The following is a 22307-nucleotide window of genomic DNA, read 5'->3' on the forward strand; positions in this document are numbered from 1 at the left end:
CAAATCCTCCTACTTACGCTTCTTCGCCAACAGTTTCGTCTTCAATGCCCAATTCTTGTTTGATCCAATCATAACCTTCCGCTTCCAGGCGGGCAGCAAGTTCAGGACCACCTGATTTTACGACACGTCCTTGCATCATTACGTGTACATAATCAGGAGTGATGTAATTTAATAGACGTTGGTAGTGAGTGATGATCAAGCATCCAAAGTCTTCTCCGCGCATTTCGTTGATTCCTTTTGAAACGACTTTAAGTGCATCGATGTCAAGCCCTGAATCAATCTCATCTAAAATTGCAATTTTAGGTTGGATCATCATTAATTGAAGAATCTCGTTACGTTTTTTCTCTCCGCCGGAGAAACCTTCATTTAAATAGCGTTGCGCCATATCTTCATCCATTTCAAGGAATTCCATTTTTTGATCCATTTGACGGATGAATTTCATCAATGAAATTTCATCGCCTTCTTCACGGCGTGCGTTAATGGAAGAACGTAAGAAGTCAGCGTTTGTAACGCCACTGATTTCACTTGGATATTGCATAGCAAGGAATAGACCGACACGAGCGCGCTCGTCGACTTCCATTTCCAATACGTCTTCCCCATCGAATGTGATGCTTCCGCTTGTCACTTCATATTTTGGGTGACCCATGATTGCTGATGATAAAGTGGATTTACCAGTTCCATTTGGTCCCATGATCGCATGGATTTCTCCACCTTTAACTTCAAGGTTTACCCCTTTTAAAATCTCTTTACCTTCAATTGATACGTGAAGATCTTTAACCGTTAATGTAGAAGCTGACATAATAATACCTCCGTGAACTAATTCCTATTTTATTACCAGAAAGTAAAGATAACTTTCTTTACTATAATTTGCATAAAAGCATTCTCAATTTATTCTCATTCCAATTTTATAACAAATCCAATTTAGAATCAACTAATATAGATAGGGGTTTCTACTTATTACATAGTAAAAACCTGTCCTATTCTTAGGATACTAACAGATAGGGCATATTTACAGCATATTCAGCCGTATTTTAGCTTTTGTTAAAATTATCTTATTATTCGGCAAACCTTCGTTCTTATTAATATATGTTCGACAGATTCGATTGGAAGGTATGAACGTTCCGGTTTGGAAAGAAAAAAATCGGACTGTCAGGCATTATGTAAGTTTATCCAATAAGGAAACCCTTATTTTCCGGACCACTTTCCATTTTACCTCTACAGACCGATCTTTTAAAGAACTCTTTTATATGCTTAGACGTGAATTTTGCGTTGAAGATCCAGGACCATTTTGTTGCACTTTACATGCTCCCTATCTCGTTCCTTCTCAACCTCGATACGGAGGTCTAAGTTCCTACTGTACTCACTGTAGCCAATCCCATGTGAAGACTGCATCGCCTTTTCCATTTCGCTTGTTACATTTAAATCAAGAGTATTGATAGTGAACCATCCTTTCAAATTTGTGTATCATTTTATTTCCTTCATTAACTATTTACCCTTCAGATTCGGGATTAAACATGAAAAACGACCTGAATTATATCAGGCCGCCATTCTTGAATCATTTATCAACCGGTACAACTGCACCATCATATTCTTTAAGGATGAAATCTTGAATCTCTTTAGAATGCAATACTTCTACTAGCGTTTTGATTTCTTCTTTATTTTCATCACCTTTGTTAACCGCAATCACGTTCACATATGGCGAGTCAGAACCTTCAATGGCAATCGAATCCTTCAATGGATTCAAGCCTGCGTCGATTGCATAGTTAGAGTTGATCAGAACTGCATCCCCTTCACCATTCTCATAAATCTTTGGAAGTAAAGCTGCTTCATAATTAGCATCAAATTTAAGGTTTTTCTTATTTTCAACGATGTCTTTTGTTGTTGCTGTCGTTTTATCTATGCCCTCTTTCAATTTGATCAGGCCATTCTTTTCCAACAGAGATAACGCACGTCCGTGGTCAGCAACCGAGCTGCTCATAATGATTGTTGCCCCTTCCGGAAGTTTAGCGATGCTTTTATATTTTTTTGAATATAGACCGATAGGCTCGATGTGAATTCCGCCCGCATTGACTAAATTATATCCATTCTCTTTATTGGCCGCCTCAAGGAAAGGTAGGTGCTGAAAATAGTTAGCATCCAATTCCTTATCATTTAAAGCCTTATTCGGTAAAACATAATCCTGGAATTTTTCAATTTTCAAATCTATTCCTCTTTCTTTAAGAAGAGGTTTAGCTTTTTCAAGAATCTCGGCATGTGGAACATTGGATGCCCCTACAACTAATTTCTTCGCTTCCTTTTCTGTATCGCTGCCACTTTTGTCCTTATCGGCTCCACAAGCTGCCAGAGCAATCGATAAAACAAGGACTAATGCAAACCCTAAAAACTTTTTCATCCTATTCATCTCCCTTATCTTTTGTCTAATTTAGATGTGATCACATCTCCAATAATTTGAATAATGAAGACGATAATCAGAATAACGATAGTCGCTACTAGCGTAACGTCATTGTGGCTTCTTTGATAGCCGTCTAGATAGGCTAGATTACCAAGCCCGCCTGCGCCGATGACCCCGGCCATTGCGGTATAGCCGACCAATGCAATCGATGTTACCGTAATCCCGGAAATAAGGGCCGGCATCGACTCTGGAAGAAGGACCTTCCAAATGATCGTACTCGTTTTTGCCCCCATGGATTTAGCCGCTTCAATTACACCTTTATCGATCTCACGGAGGCCAATTTCAACCATACGCGCATAAAATGGCGCCGCCCCGATAATAAGTGCTGGTAATGCTGCATTCTCACCAATCATAGAACCGACAAGCGCTTTAGTGAAAGGAATGAGCAGCACGATCAAAATAAGAAATGGAATGGAACGGAATATATTGACGACAGCACCAATGACTGCGTTGACCGCCCGATTTTCCCATATATTACCTTTGCCTGTCAAGAACAGGATCAGCCCTAATAGTATGCCTATAAAAAAGGTAGCTATTACAGAGATGCTTGTCATATAAAGCGTTTCTTTCGTTGCGTCTAAAATGGATTCCCAATCTACATTCGGCAATAATTCTTCAAGCATGAGTAATCACCTCCACGCCTACCTGCTGTGCTTTTATGAATTCTATTGCGCGGAGCATTTCATCCTCATTGCCATCAAGGTGGATAAACAACGTTCCATATGAACCGCTTCTTGTTTGGGATATTTTACCTTGAACGATATTGACATCCAACTCGAAGTTACGTACGAGCTTGGTGATCAACGGGCTTTCTGCATGATCACCTACAAAAGTCAATTGAATCACTTTACCTGCAGGAAAGCGTTCAAGCAAATGGTCCATCGTTTCTTTCGTTTCTTCTGGTTCCGTTACCTGTTGCACGAAACGCTTCGTCATTTGTTCTTTAGGATTCTTGAATACATCCAGGACAGGTCCCTCTTCAACAACTTGCCCGTTCTCCATCACGGCCACGCGATGACAGATTTTACGTATTACATGCATTTCATGTGTTATCAGGACAATCGTCAACCCCAGGCGCTGATTGATGTCCACAAGCAATTCGAGTATGGAATCGGTAGTCTGTGGATCTAAGGCAGAAGTCGCTTCATCACAAAGCAGGACCTTAGGATCATTTGCTAGGGCCCTGGCTATTCCCACCCTTTGCTTTTGCCCTCCGCTTAATTGCGAAGGATATGCCTTTTCTCTGCCTTCCAATCCGACTAGCTTGATCAATTCGTTCACACGCTTGGTGCGTTCAAGTTTTGAAACTCCTGCAATTTCCAACGGGAAGGATATATTTTCCTGAACCGTCCTGGACCATAATAGATTGAAATGTTGAAAAATCATGCTGATTTCCTGACGTGCCTTACGGAGCTGAGCCCCTTTAATTTTTGAAACTTCCTTCCCAGCCACCACAACGGATCCCTCTGTAGGTGTTTCCAATCCATTGAGCATTCTGATCAAAGTACTTTTCCCCGCTCCGCTGTAACCAATAATACCGAAAATTTCGCCGTTATTTATTTCAACACTCACATTATTTACTGCCTTAATAGTCTCACCGTTTCCTTTTCCTGTTCGGAAAAGCTTACTTACTTTCGTCAATGTAATCATTAATGCTCACCTCTTTTATCCAATAAAACCTATGAACTTAGTTGATTTCTCTACATTATTAGTCAGTTTTTAATACCATTTTTTCCTTTCATGAAGGTTTTCCCAAATGAAATAGAAAAAACCTTTCTGCATGAGCAGAAAGGCAGGTGAAGAAGCTGGCCTTCCTCTCATCTTCCAAAGTAATTAAACTTTGTGTGAATTGGCACCTTTCCAAGGAATCTCCTTGTCGGTTGCCGGGTTTCATCGGGCACATCCCTCCACCTCTCTTGATAAGAGCTAATATATAGAATATTTGTACAGCATTAAGTTCTTTAGTATGGGGAAATTTTATCATAGATAAAAAAGGAGTGCAATGTATATTATTTCTAGTAAAAGAATGAACTGGACTTTTTTCTTAAACCGTTTTAGACGTCAGGGAGACGATATTCGTCGCTTTTTCAATTGCCTGCTCTAAATCTTCTATTAAATCCTCTGCATTTTCAATCCCGATGGATAAACGGACCTGATCAGCACGCACTCCCGCTTTCGCCAGACCTGCATCATTCAATTGTTGGTGGGTCGTACTGGCAGGGTGGATGATTAAACTCTTAGCATCCCCTACATTAGCTACATGGGACCATAATTCCACCGAATTGATAAGTTTTGCCCCGGCTTCGCGGTCACCCTGTATTCCAAAAGTCACAACAGAGCCTGCTCCCTTAGGCAAGTATTTGTCCGCAAGGGCTTTATCGGGATGATCCTCTTTACCGGGATGTGAAACCCAAGTCACGGCAGGGTGATTTTCCAAATATTGAATGACAGACTTGGTGTTCGAAAGATGCTCTTTCATTCTTACATGCAGCGTTTCAAGTCCAAGCGTAAACTGGAATGCACTTTGGGCACTTAGCGCAGGACCTAAATCACGAAGCAACTGCACTCGGGCCTTCGTTATAAAAGCAGCAGGTCCAACTGCATCGGCGTATACAAGACCGTCGTAGCTTGGGTCAGGCTCCGTAAAGCCAGGGTAGTTTGGCGAGTTCCAGTCGAACTTCCCTCCATCCACTATGACGCCGCCTAACGTCGTTCCATTCCCCAAAATCCATTTTGTAGCGGAATGGATGACAATATCCGCCCCAAAATCAATTGGTCTGCATAGATACGGTGTAGCGAAGGTATTATCGATAATTAAAGGTATCCCGGCTTCGTGGGCGATGTCTGCTACTGCTTCTATATCAAGGACCCTCAAACTTGGATTTCCGATCGTTTCAGCAAATATGGCTTTTGTTCTTGGCGTAATTGCCCTTTTGAAATTTTCTGGGTCATCAGGAGAAACGAACTTCACCTTAATCCCATATTTAGGAAGAGTATTTTCAAAAAGATTATACGTGCCGCCATATAATGTAGAGGCTGAAACAATTTCATCCCCTGCACCGGCAATATTCAGGATTGACAGTGAGATGGCTGCCATTCCGCTTGCAGTTGCCAATCCGCCGATACCGCCTTCCAATAAGGCCATTCTTTCCTCAAAAACACTGACCGTGGGATTATGGAGTCGTGTATATATATAACCATTCTCCTTTAAACCAAATAAATTCGCTGCATGGTCTGTGTCTTTGAACAAGTATGCATTGCTTTGGTAGATAGGGACTGCCCGGGCACCTGTTTCATCAGCTTGCAGACCGCCATGAACACTCAATGTTTCAAAACGCAACTTTTTCTCTGACATATGATTTCACCTTTTTCTATGGATTTAGTTGGAATTTCATGAAAACCTGGCCTTTCATAAACAAAAAAACCACTTCCACAAGAAGAGGTTTTAAAACACACCTCATCTTCCAGAGCCAACACTCTGCTGGAATTAGCACCGTATATAAATTTATACCGGTTGCCGGGCTTCGTCGGGCCAGTCCCTCCGCCACTCTTGATAAGAACTATTAAATTCAGCCGTTGCTTTCTTAATTCAAAATATAGCATTTTAGAATTAATCAGTCAACGAATTGTTAGAATATTCTTTTTTTAGTTTCAATTTGGGAGCAACATGTTCACAATAAAAAAAACAATCCGGTTCTGATTGGTTTCTTAGCTGATTTCCTTAAGCAATCCATACAAATAAGGAACGGATTGAAAGGCATATATTTTTTTGTGCAGCTGTCCTTTTTTGAAAAGCAATAAACAAGGGACACTTTCAATTTCATACGATTCGGCGATTGCTTGGACATAGTTCATATTCATTTTGCCTGCCTTCAATTCCGGGAAAAGTTCCATGGATATCGTCAGCATCTTGGAAGCCACCTGACAGGTACCGCATAAAGGCGTATATAAATATAAACAAAAGGTTTCCCCTTTTTCAACGGCAATCTTACACTCTTCTTCTTTCCATTCCTGCATCAATTAATCGTTCATCCTTTGACTTAAAAATTTCATTTTCACATTCATATTGGCAGATAAAAGCACAGTTGCGATATGATGTTCGGGTGAGCTTTCCACTTCTTTGTACATTTTATTAATATACAGGTGGTTCGCTTCCGGCATTTCCCTTCGGAATTGCTTCCGCAGCTTTTCTCCTGATTCATCTGCGTCAAACAGGAGATAAACATCACGTTCCATCAATTCATCCACTAATTCATCGAGCTTAGTTAATGATATGGTCCCATTCGTACACCTTATTTCCACATCTTCATTTAAAACGGAGGCAACTTTTTTTCTATCGGAACTGCCTTCTACAATGATCACTTTATCGAACTCGCCCCATTCCATGTCATCACTCCATCTCACGAATTATGTGCGCAACTGCAATTGTACAAAATGAAAAAGAGAGCAGGCCTTTTCAGGCCCCCCTCTCCTTCGTTTTAACCGTTAATCAAACTTTCATATTCTTCAGCGCTCATCAGATTTTCAATATCACTGCTATTTGATGGTTCAAGCACGATCATCCATGCTTTTTCAAAAGGAGATTCATTTACATATTCAGGGTTGTCACTTAAGTCTTCGTTTACTTCAACAACCTTGCCACTGATAGGAGCATAAAGCTCAGAAACGGTCTTAACGGATTCCACACTTCCAAATGGCTCGTTCGCTTTCAGTTCATCACCGATTTCTGGAAGCTCAACGAATACGATGTCCCCAAGCTCGGACTGGGCGAACGCAGTAATTCCAATGCGCACTGTTCCATCTTCCGTTTTGACCCATTCATGTTCTTTAGTGTAACGAAGTTCTTTTGGTGTTGTTGTCATTATTTTAACCCTCCATATGTACATCTTATTTTATCTATTCCATTATAAGGCAGATCTTATGTTTAAGTAAGGAATTAACCAAATATTTTGTTAAATTTCAGTTCCAAACCTGATTGAATTGCTCTTCTTTGAAACCTACCGTCACTTTGGTACCATCCGTAACAATCGGCCTTTTCAGAAGCATGCCATCTGTAGACAATATATCAAGCATCTCTGCATCAGAAGCTTCTTTCAGCTTATCCTTTAAGCCCAGCTCCCGATATTTTTGACCGCTAGTATTGAAAAACTTCTTCAACTCTAAATTGCTGATTTTATATAGTTGTTCGATTTCAGTTCGCGAAGGCGGGTTTTCCGCTATATGGATTGCTTCATATTGCAGTTCATGATTATCCAGCCACTTTTTCGCATTACGGCATGTGCCGCATTTTGGGTACCAATATAATGTTAAGCCCATCGTTTCACCACCTATCATTAGAATACCCGTTTTCACCACGCAATACAATGAAATATCCTTTGAATTCCCAATGAGATTTCATCAAAGGAAATAAAGGGAATGCCTTTACGGGCATCCCCTTTACAGATTCTGATTTATTGCTTATAGCGCATATTTTTCCGTTTCGATTACCTTAACCGAAGCTTCACGTTTTTTCGCAATGACATTGATTGGAGTGTGTCTTGTCAGCTTGCGAAGGGAAGCAAGCATGATGCGAAGAGTGTCGCCTGTTTCCACCGCAATTAACGTTTCCTTTGCATGTTGTTCTATTTCATTGAAAGCTTCCTGAACGAAAATTTCCGTATAAAGCACTTTTTGTTTGTTCTTCTCCAGCCCCGTAGACGCAATTGCTTTTTCCGTACGTAACACAACGGACTCAGCTGCATAGGCAAGGGAAGCTATATCAGCAATGTTGGAGAGGATTTCTTGTTCTTGATCAAGGTTTTTCCCGTATTTCTGTGCAGCAAGGCCACTAGCCAAAATACCGATTTTCTTAGCGTTTCTAACAAGCATTTTTTCTTGTGCCAATGGCTCATCGCCAGGCTCTTCCGGCATCATCATCATTAATTCCTCTTGCAGGCTTTGTGCCTTTTGAAGAAGTGGCAATTCCCCTTTAAGTGCTTTTTTCAGGAAAGTTCCCGGAACAAGCAATCGATTGATTTCATTTGTTCCTTCAAAGATCCGGTTAATACGGGAATCACGATATGCTTTTTCAATTTCATACTCCTGCATGAAACCATAACCACCATGTAGCTGTACGCCTTCATCCGTAACGTAATCCAATACTTCGGAGGCGAAGAATTTATTCACTGAACACTCAATTGCATATTCAGCGATTGCAGCTGCCATTGATTTTCCATCTTTTACTTGCTCATCCGTCAACTTGCTCTGTCTTTGATCATAAAGTCCAACGGTACGGTAAACAGAGCTTTCAGCAGCATAAATTTTTGCCGCCATTGTTGCAAGTTTTTCTTTCGTCAAGTTAAAATCGGAAATTTTCGCTTTGAACTGTTGGCGTTGATTCGTATAAGCAGCTGTAATCTCAAGGGCACGTTTAGATCCGCCGACAGCACCCACGCCTAACTTATACCTGCCAATATTCAGGATATTGAATGCAATGACATGCCCTTTTCCGGCTACACCCAAAAGATTTTCAACTGGTACAAGAACGTCTTCAAGGATTAATGTACGTGTAGATGAGCTTTTGATCCCCATTTTCTTCTCTTCAGCACCAGTTGATACGCCTTTATAATCTCGCTCAACAATGAAAGCAGAGAATTGTTCGCCGTCGATTTTAGCGTAAACACAGAAGACATCTGCAAAACCTGCATTCGTAATCCATTGTTTTTCACCATTTAAAATATAGTGGGTTCCTTCTGCATTCAATTTCGCTGTCGTTTTTGCTCCTAAGGCATCTGAACCTGAGCTGGGTTCCGTCAATGCATACGCAGCAATTTTCTCTCCCGTTGCCAGTAAAGGGAGATATTTTTTCTTTTGTTCTTCATTCCCGAATAATACGATTGGCAAAGATCCGATACCTACGTGTGCACCATGCGTAATTCCGAAGCCGCCTGCTAGTGCCATTTTTTCTGTAATTAATGCCGAACTGATTTTATCAAGACCCAATCCGCTGTATTCCTCAGGAACGTCAGCACCAAGTAAACCGATTTCACCTGCATGCTTCAGTAATTTAACAGAACGGTCAAATTCATGGTTCTCTAAATGTTCAACCTGCGGCAGAATTTCATTCACTACGAAATCCTCAGAAGTTTTGGCAATCATTTTATGCTCATCGGAATAATCTTCAGGTGTAAACACTTGATCATACGTAATATCCTCTACTAAAAAGGCTCCGCCTTTAATGAGGTTATCTTTAGTTTGATTCGACATGTTATTTCCTCCTAAATGTTAATGATAGTAAACTCGCCGGAAGCATGTTTACAGCTTCTGGAAAGGGTGGGTCACGCTAATAATTCAAATACTCCGGCAGCTCCCATTCCACCGCCGATACACATTGTCACGACTCCGAATTGTTGGTTTCTGCGCTTCATTTCATGAAGCAGGCTTAATGTCAATTTTGCTCCTGAACATCCTAGCGGATGGCCCAAGGCAATGGCTCCACCATTCACATTGACAATCTCTTCATTCAATCCCAGCTCACGAATGATTTGAATGGATTGGGAAGCGAAGGCTTCATTCAATTCAAATAAACCAATATCGGATAACTCAAGGCCTGCTAGTTTTAAAGCTTTAGGAATGGCTGCAATCGGTCCGATGCCCATAATTTCAGGTGGTACCCCCGCTACAGCAAAGGAGCGGAACTTACCAATCGGATTCATCCCTAATGAAGATGCCTTTTCCCCATCCATGACCATGACCGCGGCTGCTCCATCACTCGTTTGTGATGAATTCCCTGCTGTTACGGATCCTGTAACAGAGAATGCAGGTCTTAGTTTTTTCAGCACTTCAACAGTCGTTCCTGGACGAACGCCCTCATCCTGCGCAAATGTGAATGATTTTTCCTTTAATTTAAGATCAGGCCCCACTGAGCGGATGGTTACGTCAACCGGCACGATTTCATCCGAAAACTTTCCTTCTGCAATGGCCTTAGCCGCCCTTTGATGACTTTGTACAGCAAATGCATCTTGATCGGCTCGGGAAATTTCGTACTTTTTTGCAACGGCTTCAGCAGTATGGCCCATACCCATATAATATTCCGGGGCTTTTTCCGCAAGTTGCGCGTTCGGGCGTGTTACATGGCCCATCATCGGCAGAAGGCTCATGGATTCCGCTCCGCCTGCAATGACTGTATCACTTTGGCCAAGCATGATTCTCTCCGCTCCATAAGCGATACTTTGTAATCCGCTTGAACAGTAACGGTTAATGGTTATAGCTGGCACTGTATAAGGCAATCCTGCCAATGCTCCAATGTTACGTGCCATGTTCAATCCTTGCTCAGCTTCAGGCATCGCACAACCGATAATCAGATCATCGATGGTGCCTTCATAATTCCCTGCACGCTTTAACGTTTCCTTTACAACAAGAGCCCCTAAATCATCCGGGCGTACATTAGCAAGAGAACCTTTTTTCGCTCTTCCTACCGGAGTCCTTGCTCCAGCTACTATTACCGCTTCTTTCATGAGGATCCCCCTTACTCATTTTTAAGCTATCAATCTATTAACCTTCGTTTGGCCATATCTTCATCTATTATCAGTTACGGAGTGGTTTCCCTTTAACAAGCATGTGCTGCATCCTTGCTTGTGATTTTGGAGTTGAAATCAGTTTTAGGAACGCTTGTTTTTCTAGGTTCAAGATATACTGTTCATCCACTTTCGTGCCAAATGGGAGTTTCCCCCCTGCCAAGACGTATGCAAGCTCTTTGGCTATGACAAGGTCATGATCGGATAAGAATCCTGAAAGGCGCATGGATTCCGCCCCCAATAGCAGTGTGGCATAACCCGTTTCACCTACTACAGGAATCTTTGTGCAGGTTGGAGCAGTATAACCTTGTTCATACATGGAGATGACTGCCTGCTTCGCATCATATAGTTGATGATCCGCATTCACGCTTATTCCATCAGTTGAATTAAGGAAATTATCCCCGCGTGCTTCCTCAGCAGAGGTTGAAACTTTTGCCATGGCGACCGTTTCAAATACTTTGTTGGCCACTTTCTGTAAATCAAAGTCGACACCCTTCGGCATATTCCTCAATGTCTTCACATAAAGTTCTTTAGTACCGCCGCCGCCAGGGATCAAACCTACACCAGCTTCCACTAGTCCCATATACGTTTCAGTCGTTGCCTGGATGCGCGCAGCCGGAAGGGATACTTCAGCACCACCGCCAAGTGTCATATTAAACGGGGCTACCACTACCGGGACCGCACTGTACTTAATTTTAAGCATCGCCTTTTGGAATTGGCTGATGACCATATCAAGTTCGAGGATATTGTCATCTTGCGCTTCCATCAACATCATTGCAATATTAGCGCCAACACAGAAATTCTTGCCTTGGTTACCGATGACCAGGCCTTTAAAATTCGCTTCCGCTTCGTCGACCGCCGCATTGATCATTTGCATGATATCCAGACCGATTGCATTATTCGGTGAAGTGAATTCAAGAAGAGCCACTCCATCGCCGATATCTATCAAGCTTGCACCGCTGTTTTTCTTGATTACGCCTTTTTGCTTCTTGATTGCTTTAAGATTGATCACTTTAGGATTTTCGATAAGCTCTTTATATTCACCATTATCATAATAGTGGACAATGCCATTTTCTTCTTTATAGAAAGAAGTGATGCCCTTGGCGAGCATATCCTTCACCCATTGCGGAACTGTGTGGCCATCCGCTTCCATGCGGGCTACCGATTTCTCTACACCTATCGCATCCCAGGTTTCAAAAGGACCAGTGGACCATCCGAAGCCCCATTTCATCGCTTGGTCGATTGCCACTATGTCATCCGCGATGTCACCAAGCAGTTGGGCAGAATATACAATCACCGGATTCAGCACGTTCCAAAGCAATTGGCCAGCACGGTCTTCGCTATAAACAAGCGCTTTCAGTTTATTTTCCAAGCCCTTGGCCTGTTTAGCCATTTCGATGGAAGGCGTTTTTAATTTTTTTCGTTCAGCATATTCAAGGGTTTCGGGATTCAGTTCAAGGATTTCCTTGCCCCTTTTCAGGAAAAACCCTTGGCCTGATTTGCTTCCAAGCCACCCATTCTTAAGCATTTCATTCATGAAATCAGGTATTTTGAAAACTTCTTTTTCTTCCCCATCCACCTGGTCATATACGTTTTTGGCAACATGTGCAAAGGTATCCAATCCAACTACATCAAGTGTCCGGAAAGTCGCGCTAGTTGCCCTTCCGATCAACGGTCCTGTAACCGAGTCGACTTCTCCGACACTGTATCCGCCTTTTTGCATTTCCCGGAGAGTGACCAATAAACCATAAGTGCCAATGCGGTTTGCGATGAAATTTGGCGTATCCTTGGCTTCGACGACACCTTTTCCCAGTACATCTTCTCCGAATCGTTTCATGTATTCGAGCACTTCTGGTGAAGTAGCTTTAGTAGGGATGATTTCCAACAATTTAAGATAACGCGGTGGATTGAAGAAGTGGGTTCCCAGGAAGTGCTTTTGAAAATCCTCCGAACGGCCTTCTGCCATCGCTTCGATTGAGATTCCGGATGTATTCGATGAAATGATGCTTCCTGGTTTACGATGCTGATCTACCTGGGCAAATACACTTTGCTTAACCTCAAGTTTTTCAACGACCACTTCAATGACCCAATCGACATCCTTTAAGCGACTTATATCATCTTCCAGGTTTCCTGCCTCGATCAATGCAATATTTCCCTTAGCAGAAAGCGGAGCTGGTTTCTGTTTTAAAAGTTTAGTAATCGCAGTTTGGCTGATGCGGTTACGCACTTGTTCATTATCTAATGTCAGACCCTTTTTCTTTTCATCCTCTGTGAGCTCACGAGGTACAATATCCAATAATAAAGTCGGAATGCCAATGTTAGCAAGGTGTGCAGCAATCCCTGATCCCATAACTCCTGACCCTAGAACAGCAGCCTTTCGTATTTGTCGAACCAAGTTTATATCCCCCTTACACAATATATTGAATGAATACTCATTCATTTTTAATCCAAAAAATTTTGAATATTTTTTCTTATTATTAATATAGAATAAATTTGGAAATTCCGCAATGATTAAACAGGAAAAAAAATATTTTTCCCTCCAAATTACTTTGGTTATTTCTCCTCTGTTCAGTAAAAAATAACCGGGCAGGAGGTGAATTATAAAATGAAGAGTAAAAATAATCCTTCTAAAGCAGCTGTAAGTGCAGCAAGCGTAAAAGGCAATGCCGGACCTGGCGGTGAACGTCAACATGGAATCAATAAAGTGAACAGCCAGAACAATCAATTCAAAAAATAAAGCCTTCTGTTAGAGTAGCCGTCCCTTATCCGGGGCGGCTCTCGCTTTCTATTTCTTGAAAAGGCCTTTTAAAACGAAAGCAATATTGGCCGGTCTCTCCGCAAGGCGGCGCATGAAATACCCATACCAATCCGTACCATAAGGAACATACACCCTAACCTTATATCCTTCTTTAGCAAGTTCAAGCTGCTTCTCATTACGTATGCCATACAACATTTGAAATTCAAATTGATCCTGGGGAATTCCCTCCCCTTTGACCAAGTCCCTCGTATAATCAATGATTTTATCATCATGTGTGGCAACGGCTGTATAATTGCCATTCAGCAAATGCTTCTTGATAATTTTCTTGAAATTTTCATCGACGTCTTTTTTCTCGGAAAAAGCCACTTCCCTTGATTCTTTATATGCTCCTTTAACAAGTCTTAGATTCGGATGGTATTCATTCAGCTCCTCAATATCCTTTTCGGTCCGATACAGATATGCTTGGATGACAGTCCCCAATTCATTATATTCAGCCTTTAAGCTTTTGAATACATCCAAAGTTGGCTGACAGCGCGGAAAATCTTCCATGTCAAGCGTCACGAAAACCTTATGGGCTTTGGCTTCCGCTAAAATCCTCCGCATGTTGTTCATTGCGACTCGTTCGGATACATCCAAGCCCATCGAGGTTAGCTTCAGAGATAACTGTGAATCCAGTTCATTTCTGCCAATCATGCGAATCGCTTCTATACACTCATCTGCCATCTTCCTTGCTTCTTGTTCCTCTTCTATGAATTCGCCTAAATAATCAATGGTAACAGCAAGCCCTTTCCTATTTAGGTCTGCAATCACAACAGAGGCCAAATCCAATGTTTCTCCTGCCACGAAACGCGAGGCCCCAAACCGTAATCCGTATTTCTTCGCTGCCATTGTCAGGCTTTTGTTCTTTGATAAAAAAAGAAATAGACTTCTCAATATTCTTTCCATCTGCATTCCCCTCCAAATCATTTTGGAAAATAGATGCACAAGATTATTTTACCATTTAATTCAATTTTCAGAAATTTAGAATCAAGAATAAAAAAATTTCTTGAAGGGGAAATTAAGTACGTTTAAAGAACACTGAAGGAGGTAGAATGATGGAACAGCAAAATTCGTTTAACAGCCAACAGCAGTCCACCGGCTATATGACACAGCCACCGGAAATGGTTTCGGTAAAAGACAGCTTATACTTAACCGATATGCTTGCATGGAATCTGAATGCGATTAAAAAAGCACATTTTTTTGCCACTCAATGCAAGGACCCACAAATCATTGATGCGTTAAATCGGTGCGGACTCATGCATCAACGCCATTACGATACCATTTTGAAACATTTGAATCCGGATCAAAACCAGGTTCAACAACAATACCAGTAAAGGAGGGTTCTTGATGCCCAATGAAAACAAAGTCAAAAATCCAGAATCCCCTGTAGCAAAGACTCCTCAAATGAATGACAGGGATTTTATAAATGATATGCTCACAACTGAAAAGTACTTTTGTAACTCCTTTTCCGTTGCCTTGCATGAAATGAGTAACCAAGCATTATTCCAAGACATTTTCTCCGTTTCGAAAGAAAATCAGGAGATGCAGCGTGAGCTCTATAACCTTATGTTCGAAAAAGGCTGGTATAGTTTAGAAAAGGCGCAGGCTCCGAGCCTAAGCCAATCGTATCAACAATTTTCCGGATATAAAAATCAGTTCCCACCTGGATCGAACATTCAATAAGCAAACATTCAGGGGGAGATTCTGCTTCCCTTTGTTTTTTTTGCACAAGTAAAGCCGGCCACGGGAGGCCGGCTTTATATTTAGATATCCGTAGAAAACATATACTTCTTATAGTGATACCGAATGCTGAATATTAAGCCCATGGCCATCATGTTCCCCATTAGCGAGCTTCCTCCATAACTGATAAATGGAAGTGGAATCCCCGTAATCGGTAAAAGGCCTACCGTCATGCCGATATTTTGAAAAACGTGAAACGTCAACATGCTTATAACGCCAACACAGATATATGTATAGAAGTTATTTTTCGTGTCCATTCCCGTTTTTGTTATGTGGTAAATCAATAGGAAAAACAAGGAAATCAAGATGCTTGATCCGATGAAACCGAATTCTTCACCGATGATGCTGAAAATGAAATCCGAATGACTCTCTGGGAGATACACTACCCTCTCACCTATCCCCTTACCTGTGGTCTGGCCGGAGCCGATGGCCAGTAAGGATCTGGTTAAGTGGTACCCCTCGGAGCTCGCATAATTATATGGATCAAGCCAAGAATAGATACGGCCGAATTGATAGGTTTTTACCCCTAAGTATTTTTCCAGGATCTCCGGCTTCCAAAGGACGAAGTATAGGACCGTGGAAGCGACGGCGATTCCTCCCGAAATGATAGGCAGCAGAATCTTCCATGATATACCTGATATGAAAACCATTCCGAGCATGATTGACAAGATGACAAGCCCGGTGCCTAAATCCGGCTGTTGCATGATTAACATTAGCGGGGCACCTGTAACGAGACCGATTTTAATAAGCAGCCAGATATCCGTTTGAATCGTTTTCAGCGTGTTTTTGAGATGATGGTTTGATATAAGATTTGCTAAAGCCAGGATCAGGAAAACCTTCATGAATTCCGATGGCTGAATCGAACCGACCCCTGGAATTTTATACCAACTTCTTGCACCATTTATTTTAGGTACTACGCTTTCTGGCATTAGGATCAGCAATAAAAGCAAAAATAATCCGAATCCATAGGCATACCAGGAAATTTTTTTCAGTTGATCCGAATCAAGGGTGATAAACCCTAATACGATTCCAATCCCCACTATATACCAAAAGATTTGTTTGATTAAGAAGTTTTCCGCGTACTGTCCAGTCGTTTGGGCACTATAGATTGCTAAGCAACTTCCTACGAATAATAACAGCAATATTGTGACCAAAGAAAAATCTATTCGAGATGAAAATTTATTTTGTTCTTCCATACTTAACTCTCCCTTAAAAAGGCTCCTGCGATACAACTTTAAATACACTTATTCATTATACTTTAAACAAATAAAATCACAACTATATCGAAGAATAGTTTACAAGCTTCATGAAGTTATCTGCATGGAGCCTGCAGAAAGGGGGAATTTAACATGTGCCTCCTTTGATTTTCTCCAATTTCAGCACACTTCTGACCAATCCATGGCTTGGGGAAAAGAGAAAGGCCAATCCAACCATCCAACCGGATATCGAGGCATCCAAAATGGCAGCTGAATAATAACCGATGACTTAATTTAACACCCCGACCACTATACTGACAATATCATTCTACTTAACCGATTTGTCAGCAGATAAGCCGTTGCGGCAGGTATGATGAGCATTCCAACTACTAAAATGGAGAGTGCTTTTCCTTCGGTACATGAAACGTAATGATGAAGTTATATTTATATTGTGGAGTTTTTATGGTGAATATAAACTAGGGGAGCTTTTTCTAATGTTTATGATGGGACGACGTGAAATTCACGAGTAAAAGTGTGTATTTCAAGAGTAAACGCGGATTTCTCGACGGGCATCTGGCATTCCATGTGCATTGCCAATCATTTTTCCGGCTTTTTTAAAGAAACTGCCAAGTACGCCAATCCCAATTCGATTCCGCAAAGTACAAACAGGCTGATTAAAGTTTGGAACATCCTGATCTCCTCCTCCGCTAAGACTTAAACCAATCTTAAAGGATGAAACCCATACCAGAACAAGACCTTATTTGAAGAAATCTTCAGCAGCCATGATCTGTTCTCTTGCTCTGAAATGGGTTTCATACGGTACAATATAAAAAAAAGAAAAAATGGTGATCCCATGACAAACATTAAAGAAATTGCTCAATGTGCTGGTGTATCTATCTCAACAGTATCCCGTGTATTGAATAATCATCCTTATGTAAGCTCTGATAAGAGAGAGAGCGTTTTACAAGCCGTTGATCGCTTGAATTATTCGAGAAACATCAACGCCATTCATCTTTCAAAAGGCAAAACAAATCTTATCGGCATCATCATCCCCTTCACCAATCACCCATATTACGGGGCAATCGTTAACGGAATTACTAAACAGGCAAATGCAATTGGGTGTCATATAGTGATCTTTCAAACCCATTATGAAAGAGAGAAAGAAATCCAGGCTTTGAATATGCTGCAAATGAAGCAACTCGATGGCATTATCGTTTGTTCAAGAATTTCGGAAATGAAAATCCTCTTGGATTATCAAAAATACGGACCTATTATCTTATGTGAGGATACAGCCCAGGCTGAATTCTCATCCATCAGCATTGATCATTATGCAGCATTCTCCTGTGCCCTTGAATACGTGATTTCTAAAGGATATAAGAAAATTGGATACAGCCTCGGCCGTAAAAAGAGCAGGAACAGTTCTCTTCGAACAAAGGCCTTTAACGATATCATGAGTAAACATCAACTTATAAACAATAAAGAATGGTTGTTTGAAGGCAGTTATCACATCAAAGACGGTGTAAAGTTGTTTGAGGATTGGCATTCGATGATAAACAAACCTGAAGCCATCATCATCACTAATGATGACACGGCTGCTGGATTCATGCTCACCGCTAAGAAATCGGGTATGAGGGTACCTGAAGATGTGGCCATTCTGGGCTTCAATAATGATAGCCTGAGTGAGATGCTGGACATCACGACCATTTCCTTGCCTCTGGAATGGATTGGAAAAATGGCAGTGGATCTATTTGAGAATCCCGAATCGGTCCAACATGTAAAATTGGACTACGCCCTTATAAAAAGAAGGACCGTTTAATAACGGTATTGTTATCAGAATGGCTTTACTTTTATATATCGTTTCCTCTTCCAATCTTTCGAGAACTAGGAAAGAATAACCACATAAAATAATCATTGCGATATCCAACAAGTTATTTTATAATTTTGATATAGTAAAGTTTACTCAGTTACTAGCATTCTATTAGCGATTGCATAATTTTTCATGAGTACCATCGTACGGCCAATTACAAGCTGGCGTTACGATTTAAGAAAATTGAATACTTCCTCATTTACCGATGAGTTAGAGGCTGCAGCTTATAAAAGTAGAACGGACGAGATTCTGGAAAATTCAAGACTCCGTTTGAAAGGATAAGTTGCCGAAGTTAGGGTATATTCCATGTATATTCTCGCTGGCGGTGTCACCGAACAGGAACATCACTGTCACGTTTTTTCAAAAAAGCGTGGGGAGCTATCTTCGGAAGGATAAACGGGTTTATTATAAACAGCCGTCGATCTTTTTCGACTGCTGTTTTTTTATATTTCGTTCCCTTCCAATAAAAAGGAGTGTAACATCAATTGCCAAATTCACAATCAACATCAAGCCCCACTGAATTAAAAAGGAGCCTGAAGGCGCGGCACTTAATGATGATTTCATTAGGTGGAACGATTGGAACAGGTTTATTTTTAGCAAGTGGCGGTGCCATCCATTCAGCCGGACCCGGCGGTGCCTTGGTGGCATACGCGGTCATCGGCATCATGGTTTATTACTTAATGACAAGTCTTGCAGAAATGGCAGCATTCATGCCAGTGGCCGGTTCGTTCCGTGTCTATGCATCCAAATTCGTCGATCCGTCTTTCGGTTTTGCGATTGGATGGAACTACTGGTATAACTGGGCAATCACCATTGCCGCTGAATTAGCAGCCGTTGTCTTAATTATGAAGTTCTGGTTTCCTGATACTCCCTCCTTCATCTGGAGTGCTATTGCGTTAATCACTATGTTTCTTATCAATTACATGTCCGTTAAAGGTTTTGGGGAAGCAGAATTCTGGTTTGCCATGATCAAAGTCGTGACAGTCGTCATTTTCTTGATCACTGGTGTTCTGATCATTCTCGGAATCATGGGTGGAAAAGACCCTATTGGTTTTTCCAATTTCACAATGGGCGAAGGTCCCTTTAATGGAGGGTTCTTCACGATTCTAGGTGTATTCATGGCTGCCGGCTTTTCATTCCAAGGAACAGAATTGCTTGGAGTGACGGCTGGTGAAAGTGAAGATCCAGAAAAGAATATCCCTAAGGCGATCAGATCCGTTTTCTGGCGCATCATCTTATTCTATATCCTTGCCATTTTTGTAATTGGAATGATCATTCCGTTTACGGATTCACGTTTATTGAGTGAAGATGTTGCCGTAAGTCCCTTCACGCTCGTATTTGAACGGGCTGGCCTTGCATTTGCTGCATCCATCATGAACGCGATCATTTTATCATCCGTACTTTCCGCCGGTAACTCAGGCATGTACGCTTCAACCCGTATGCTCTGGGACTTGGCACGTGATGGGAAAGCACCAAAATTCCTTGGCAAGTTAGATAAAAGAGGAGTACCCGTGAATGCACTTATCGTGACTTCTTTAGTTGGCTGCGTTGCATTCTTAGCATCATTTTTCGGAGATGGTGTCGTTTATATTTGGTTATTAAATGCTTCAGGCATGGCAGGATTCGTCACCTGGGTCGGGATTGCGATCGCCCATTATCGATTCCGCAAAGCCTACGCAGCTCAAGGCCTTGATATGAATGCTTTACCATACCGGGCCAAAGGCTTCCCATTCGGGCCAATATTCGCCCTTGTCCTATGTATTATCATTATCATCGGACAAGGCTATCAAGCTTTCAGCAGTAATGGGATCGACTGGAATTCAATGTTCGTTTCCTACATTGGCTTAATTCTATTTTTCGTCCTATGGTTCGGCTATAAAATTAAACATAAAACGAAAGTCATTCCTCTTGAGGAATGTGACCTTAAATCAAAATAATACTAAAAAGGACCTGGTCTTCTCTAACGGAGAAAACCAGGTCCTTTTTCATTTCAAATGATACACACGACATTCATATGGACGCAGAGGCATTCTCGAGATTCCTTTTTCCCCCTGTTCATAATTACCGATCAGCCTTGTAGCAGAATATGAATTTAGCTCTTCAGGCAAAGAATATGCGGCATGCTCCTCCTTAAAGTTGCATAGCACTAACAGCTTTTCATCTTCAAACGTTCTCGTATAGGCAAATATTCGTTCATCATCTGGACAGAGCAGTTCAAAACGGCCATAAACGACAATTTCATGTTTTTTGCGTAATTGGATAAGCCTTTTATAAAAATGAAAAATAGAATTTGGATCATTGTAGGCTTTTTCTGCATTAATCTCGGGGAAATTGGGATTGACCTTAATCCAGGGAGTCCCTTTCGTGAATCCTGCGTTCCGGGAGTCATTCCACTGAACCGGTGTCCTCGCATTATCCCTGCTTCGGGCGTGAATGGCTGACATCATCCGCTCTTTTGACCAGCCATGCGAATTGACGAGTTCGTCATATGAATTCAACGTTTCAATATCCCGATATTCATCAATGCTTTCAAATGCAACATTGGTCATTCCCAGCTCTTCCCCTTGATATATATAAGGTGTACCTTGAAGCATATGAAGACAGGCGGCAAGCATCTTTGCGCTTTCAATACGATACTCTCCATCATTTCCAAACCTTGAGACAATCCGGGACTGATCATGATTGTTCCAGTATAAACTGTTCCAGCCATCCTCCTCCAAACCAGTCTGCCACTTGGAAAGAATTCGTTTTAAATCGCTTAGGTTCCACTTTTCGTTACTCCATTTCCCTTCTGGTCCGCCCCCCAAATCCATATGTTCGAATTGAAAGACCATATGTAATTCACCACGACCTTTCCCTGTGAACAATTGCGCTTCCTCCGGGGTGACTCCTGGCATCTCCCCAACGGTAATCACGTCATATCCTGAAAGTGCCCGTTGATTGATTTCCTGTAAAAACTCATGTATCCGCGGGCCATTCAAGAAAAAGGGGCTTCCATCACCAAACTGCTTCCCATGCTGAATGGACCCATCTGAATAGCTCTGATCTTTTGATAGGAAGTTGATGACATCCATCCGAAAACCATCGACACCCTTATCCAGCCACCAAGTCATAATGCTGTAGATTTCTTCACGGAGCTTAGGGTTCTCCCAGTTTAAATCCGGTTGTTTCTTGCTGAATAAGTGTAAATAATATTCATCTGTTCCTTCATCATATTCCCATGCCGAACCTTTAAAAACGGACTCCCAATTATTTGGTTCTTTCCCATGCCTTCCAGGTTTCCAAATATAATAATCACGCTTTGGATTGTCTATAGAGGATCGGGATTCCTTGAACCACGAATGTTCATCTGAAGAATGGTTGACCACCAGGTCCATCATGATCTTCATTCCACGTTCATGCAACGCCTTTAGTAGCCTGTCAAAATCAGCCATGGTCCCGAATTCAGTCATGATTGATTGATAATCACTGATATCGTACCCATTGTCATCATTGGGAGATTGATAAACAGGGGATAGCCATATCACGTTCACACCCAGCTCCTGTAAATAATCGAGTTTCATAAAGATCCCGTTTAAATCCCCTACCCCATCTCCATCACTATCCATGAAACTCCTTGGATACACTTGGTATACAACTGCCTCTTTCCACCATGCTTTGTCCATGCCTTTCCCCCCTCTTTAGCCGCATTGATATAATT

At 41.6% G+C, this 22307-nt stretch carries 21 protein-coding genes, 1 pseudogene and 3 riboswitches; of the genes and pseudogenes, 5 read left to right on the forward strand and 17 right to left on the reverse strand.

The genetic code is table 11. The features are described 5' to 3' along the window. Positions 1–13 precede the first annotated feature (13 nt). The 13 genes from sufC to ACFX4L_RS00535 all read right to left on the reverse strand — a co-directional run bounded on the left by sufC (position 14) and on the right by ACFX4L_RS00535 (position 13402). The gene (gene sufC, locus ACFX4L_RS00480) at positions 14–799 is read right to left on the reverse strand and encodes a Fe-S cluster assembly ATPase SufC (RefSeq protein ID WP_061465489.1); all 786 of its coding nucleotides are present in this window, start codon (positions 797–799) and stop codon (positions 14–16) included. A gap of 452 nt (positions 800–1251) precedes the next feature. Further along, positions 1252–1404, reverse strand: coding sequence for a YuzK family famiily protein (locus ACFX4L_RS25390; protein WP_477626575.1), 153 nt, complete (start codon positions 1402–1404; stop codon positions 1252–1254). Between the two features lie 151 nt (positions 1405–1555). Continuing rightward, entirely contained in the window at positions 1556–2392 is an 837-nt protein-coding gene (locus ACFX4L_RS00485) for a MetQ/NlpA family ABC transporter substrate-binding protein (protein ID WP_377380704.1), read from the reverse strand. Positions 2393–2406: 14 nt separating this feature from the next. Continuing rightward, positions 2407–3075: a methionine ABC transporter permease gene (locus ACFX4L_RS00490; protein WP_377380707.1), complete on the reverse strand. Its 669-nt coding sequence runs from the start codon at positions 3073–3075 to the stop codon at positions 2407–2409. Next, positions 3068–4102: a methionine ABC transporter ATP-binding protein gene (locus ACFX4L_RS00495; protein ID WP_377380709.1), complete on the reverse strand. Its 1035-nt coding sequence runs from the start codon at positions 4100–4102 to the stop codon at positions 3068–3070. The genes ACFX4L_RS00490 and ACFX4L_RS00495 overlap by 8 nt, the downstream gene beginning before the upstream one ends. Before the next feature lie 164 nt (positions 4103–4266). Then, a riboswitch (SAM riboswitch) is annotated at positions 4267–4378 on the reverse strand. 118 nt (positions 4379–4496) lie between these two features. Continuing rightward, positions 4497–5807: an O-acetylhomoserine aminocarboxypropyltransferase/cysteine synthase family protein gene (locus tag ACFX4L_RS00500; protein WP_284469315.1), complete on the reverse strand. Its 1311-nt coding sequence runs from the start codon at positions 5805–5807 to the stop codon at positions 4497–4499. Positions 5808–5906: 99 nt separating this feature from the next. Beyond that, a riboswitch (SAM riboswitch) is annotated at positions 5907–6012 on the reverse strand. Between the two features lie 148 nt (positions 6013–6160). Continuing rightward, positions 6161–6469: a thioredoxin family protein gene (locus ACFX4L_RS00505; RefSeq protein WP_061466285.1), complete on the reverse strand. Its 309-nt coding sequence runs from the start codon at positions 6467–6469 to the stop codon at positions 6161–6163. 3 nt (positions 6470–6472) lie between these two features. Further along, entirely contained in the window at positions 6473–6838 is a 366-nt protein-coding gene (locus tag ACFX4L_RS00510; RefSeq protein WP_125162585.1) for a toprim domain-containing protein, read from the reverse strand. Between the two features lie 92 nt (positions 6839–6930). Beyond that, a complete protein-coding gene (gcvH, locus tag ACFX4L_RS00515; RefSeq protein WP_125162586.1) occupies positions 6931–7314 on the reverse strand; it encodes a glycine cleavage system protein GcvH in 384 nt (127 codons plus the stop codon). A gap of 97 nt (positions 7315–7411) precedes the next feature. Next, positions 7412–7768 (reverse strand): arsenate reductase family protein, encoded by a 357-nt coding sequence (locus ACFX4L_RS00520; RefSeq protein ID WP_289336870.1) that lies wholly within the window; start codon positions 7766–7768, stop codon positions 7412–7414. A gap of 141 nt (positions 7769–7909) precedes the next feature. After that, the gene (locus ACFX4L_RS00525) at positions 7910–9697 is read right to left on the reverse strand and encodes an acyl-CoA dehydrogenase family protein (protein WP_377380717.1); all 1788 of its coding nucleotides are present in this window, start codon (positions 9695–9697) and stop codon (positions 7910–7912) included. Positions 9698–9768: 71 nt separating this feature from the next. Then, positions 9769–10947 carry an acetyl-CoA C-acetyltransferase gene (locus ACFX4L_RS00530; RefSeq protein WP_377403517.1) on the reverse strand — a complete coding sequence of 393 codons (1179 nt, stop codon included), beginning with the start codon at positions 10945–10947 and terminating at the stop codon, positions 9769–9771. A gap of 70 nt (positions 10948–11017) precedes the next feature. Further along, positions 11018–13402: a 3-hydroxyacyl-CoA dehydrogenase/enoyl-CoA hydratase family protein gene (locus tag ACFX4L_RS00535; protein WP_284469312.1), complete on the reverse strand. Its 2385-nt coding sequence runs from the start codon at positions 13400–13402 to the stop codon at positions 11018–11020. Positions 13403–13612: 210 nt separating this feature from the next. Between ACFX4L_RS00535 and ACFX4L_RS00540 the strand changes: the two genes are divergently transcribed. Beyond that, positions 13613–13744: a YuzL family protein gene (locus tag ACFX4L_RS00540; RefSeq protein ID WP_089361901.1), complete on the forward strand. Its 132-nt coding sequence runs from the start codon at positions 13613–13615 to the stop codon at positions 13742–13744. A gap of 48 nt (positions 13745–13792) precedes the next feature. Here ACFX4L_RS00540 and ACFX4L_RS00545 read toward each other — a convergent pair whose 3' ends face one another. Further along, positions 13793–14710: a proline dehydrogenase family protein gene (locus ACFX4L_RS00545; protein ID WP_377380726.1), complete on the reverse strand. Its 918-nt coding sequence runs from the start codon at positions 14708–14710 to the stop codon at positions 13793–13795. Positions 14711–14859: 149 nt separating this feature from the next. Here ACFX4L_RS00545 and ACFX4L_RS00550 point away from each other — a divergent pair, with 149 nt between their 5' ends. Both ACFX4L_RS00550 and ACFX4L_RS00555 read left to right on the forward strand, forming a co-directional pair. Next, positions 14860–15138: a hypothetical protein gene (locus ACFX4L_RS00550; RefSeq protein ID WP_317777880.1), complete on the forward strand. Its 279-nt coding sequence runs from the start codon at positions 14860–14862 to the stop codon at positions 15136–15138. 13 nt (positions 15139–15151) lie between these two features. Further along, complete coding sequence (locus tag ACFX4L_RS00555) at positions 15152–15487, forward strand: spore coat protein (protein WP_317777879.1); 336 nt, start codon at positions 15152–15154, stop codon at positions 15485–15487. An 80-nt stretch (positions 15488–15567) separates the two neighbouring features. Here the strand turns inward: ACFX4L_RS00555 and rodA are convergent, their stop codons facing one another. After that, on the reverse strand, positions 15568–16740 hold the full coding sequence (gene rodA, locus ACFX4L_RS00560; protein ID WP_317777878.1) for a rod shape-determining protein RodA: 1173 nt from the start codon (positions 16738–16740) through the stop codon (positions 15568–15570). Positions 16741–16888: 148 nt separating this feature from the next. Beyond that, positions 16889–17139: pseudogene (locus ACFX4L_RS00565) on the reverse strand (metal ABC transporter permease); the annotation flags it as partial. 454 nt (positions 17140–17593) lie between these two features. On the opposite strand from ACFX4L_RS00565, the gene ACFX4L_RS00570 reads away from it, so the two are divergent. Together ACFX4L_RS00570 and ACFX4L_RS00575 are read left to right on the forward strand one after the other, a co-directional pair. Further along, a complete protein-coding gene (locus tag ACFX4L_RS00570) occupies positions 17594–18556 on the forward strand; it encodes a LacI family DNA-binding transcriptional regulator (RefSeq protein WP_377403520.1) in 963 nt (320 codons plus the stop codon). 254 nt (positions 18557–18810) lie between these two features. Next, a riboswitch (Lysine riboswitch) is annotated at positions 18811–18996 on the forward strand. 96 nt (positions 18997–19092) lie between these two features. Further along, positions 19093–20544 carry an amino acid permease gene (locus tag ACFX4L_RS00575; RefSeq protein ID WP_318682452.1) on the forward strand — a complete coding sequence of 484 codons (1452 nt, stop codon included), beginning with the start codon at positions 19093–19095 and terminating at the stop codon, positions 20542–20544. 48 nt (positions 20545–20592) lie between these two features. Here ACFX4L_RS00575 and ACFX4L_RS00580 read toward each other — a convergent pair whose 3' ends face one another. Beyond that, complete coding sequence (locus ACFX4L_RS00580) at positions 20593–22272, reverse strand: glycoside hydrolase family 13 protein (protein ID WP_377380731.1); 1680 nt, start codon at positions 22270–22272, stop codon at positions 20593–20595. Positions 22273–22307 lie beyond the last annotated feature (35 nt).

The sequence above is a fragment of the Peribacillus sp. YIM B13482 genome, from assembly GCF_042787975.1.
In the GTDB taxonomy this organism is placed as follows: Bacteria; Bacillota; Bacilli; order Bacillales; family DSM-1321; genus Peribacillus; species Peribacillus simplex_A.

Excerpts from the sequence above, each read along its gene's own strand:
- ACFX4L_RS00520 (WP_289336870.1), bottom strand. The coding sequence starts at position 7,768 with ATGGGCTTAACATTATATTGGTACCCAAAATGCGGCACATGCCGTAAT.
- ACFX4L_RS00495 (WP_377380709.1), bottom strand. The coding sequence starts at position 4,102 with ATGATTACATTGACGAAAGTAAGTAAGCTTTTCCGAACAGGAAAAGGA.
- ACFX4L_RS00500 (WP_284469315.1), bottom strand. The coding sequence starts at position 5,807 with ATGTCAGAGAAAAAGTTGCGTTTTGAAACATTGAGTGTTCATGGCGGT.
- ACFX4L_RS00525 (WP_377380717.1), bottom strand. The coding sequence starts at position 9,697 with ATGTCGAATCAAACTAAAGATAACCTCATTAAAGGCGGAGCCTTTTTA.
- ACFX4L_RS00485 (WP_377380704.1), bottom strand. The coding sequence starts at position 2,392 with ATGAAAAAGTTTTTAGGGTTTGCATTAGTCCTTGTTTTATCGATTGCT.
- gcvH (WP_125162586.1), bottom strand. The coding sequence starts at position 7,314 with ATGACAACAACACCAAAAGAACTTCGTTACACTAAAGAACATGAATGG.
- ACFX4L_RS00555 (WP_317777879.1), top strand. The coding sequence starts at position 15,152 with ATGCCCAATGAAAACAAAGTCAAAAATCCAGAATCCCCTGTAGCAAAG.
- ACFX4L_RS00510 (WP_125162585.1), bottom strand. The coding sequence starts at position 6,838 with ATGGAATGGGGCGAGTTCGATAAAGTGATCATTGTAGAAGGCAGTTCC.
- ACFX4L_RS00490 (WP_377380707.1), bottom strand. The coding sequence starts at position 3,075 with ATGCTTGAAGAATTATTGCCGAATGTAGATTGGGAATCCATTTTAGAC.
- rodA (WP_317777878.1), bottom strand. The coding sequence starts at position 16,740 with ATGGAAGAACAAAATAAATTTTCATCTCGAATAGATTTTTCTTTGGTC.
- ACFX4L_RS00505 (WP_061466285.1), bottom strand. The coding sequence starts at position 6,469 with ATGCAGGAATGGAAAGAAGAAGAGTGTAAGATTGCCGTTGAAAAAGGG.
- ACFX4L_RS00545 (WP_377380726.1), bottom strand. The coding sequence starts at position 14,710 with ATGGAAAGAATATTGAGAAGTCTATTTCTTTTTTTATCAAAGAACAAA.
- sufC (WP_061465489.1), bottom strand. The coding sequence starts at position 799 with ATGTCAGCTTCTACATTAACGGTTAAAGATCTTCACGTATCAATTGAA.
- ACFX4L_RS00530 (WP_377403517.1), bottom strand. The coding sequence starts at position 10,947 with ATGAAAGAAGCGGTAATAGTAGCTGGAGCAAGGACTCCGGTAGGAAGA.
- ACFX4L_RS00550 (WP_317777880.1), top strand. The coding sequence starts at position 14,860 with ATGGAACAGCAAAATTCGTTTAACAGCCAACAGCAGTCCACCGGCTAT.
- ACFX4L_RS00570 (WP_377403520.1), top strand. The coding sequence starts at position 17,594 with ATGACAAACATTAAAGAAATTGCTCAATGTGCTGGTGTATCTATCTCA.
- ACFX4L_RS25390 (WP_477626575.1), bottom strand. The coding sequence starts at position 1,404 with ATGGAAAAGGCGATGCAGTCTTCACATGGGATTGGCTACAGTGAGTAC.
- ACFX4L_RS00580 (WP_377380731.1), bottom strand. The coding sequence starts at position 22,272 with ATGGACAAAGCATGGTGGAAAGAGGCAGTTGTATACCAAGTGTATCCA.
- ACFX4L_RS00540 (WP_089361901.1), top strand. The coding sequence starts at position 13,613 with ATGAAGAGTAAAAATAATCCTTCTAAAGCAGCTGTAAGTGCAGCAAGC.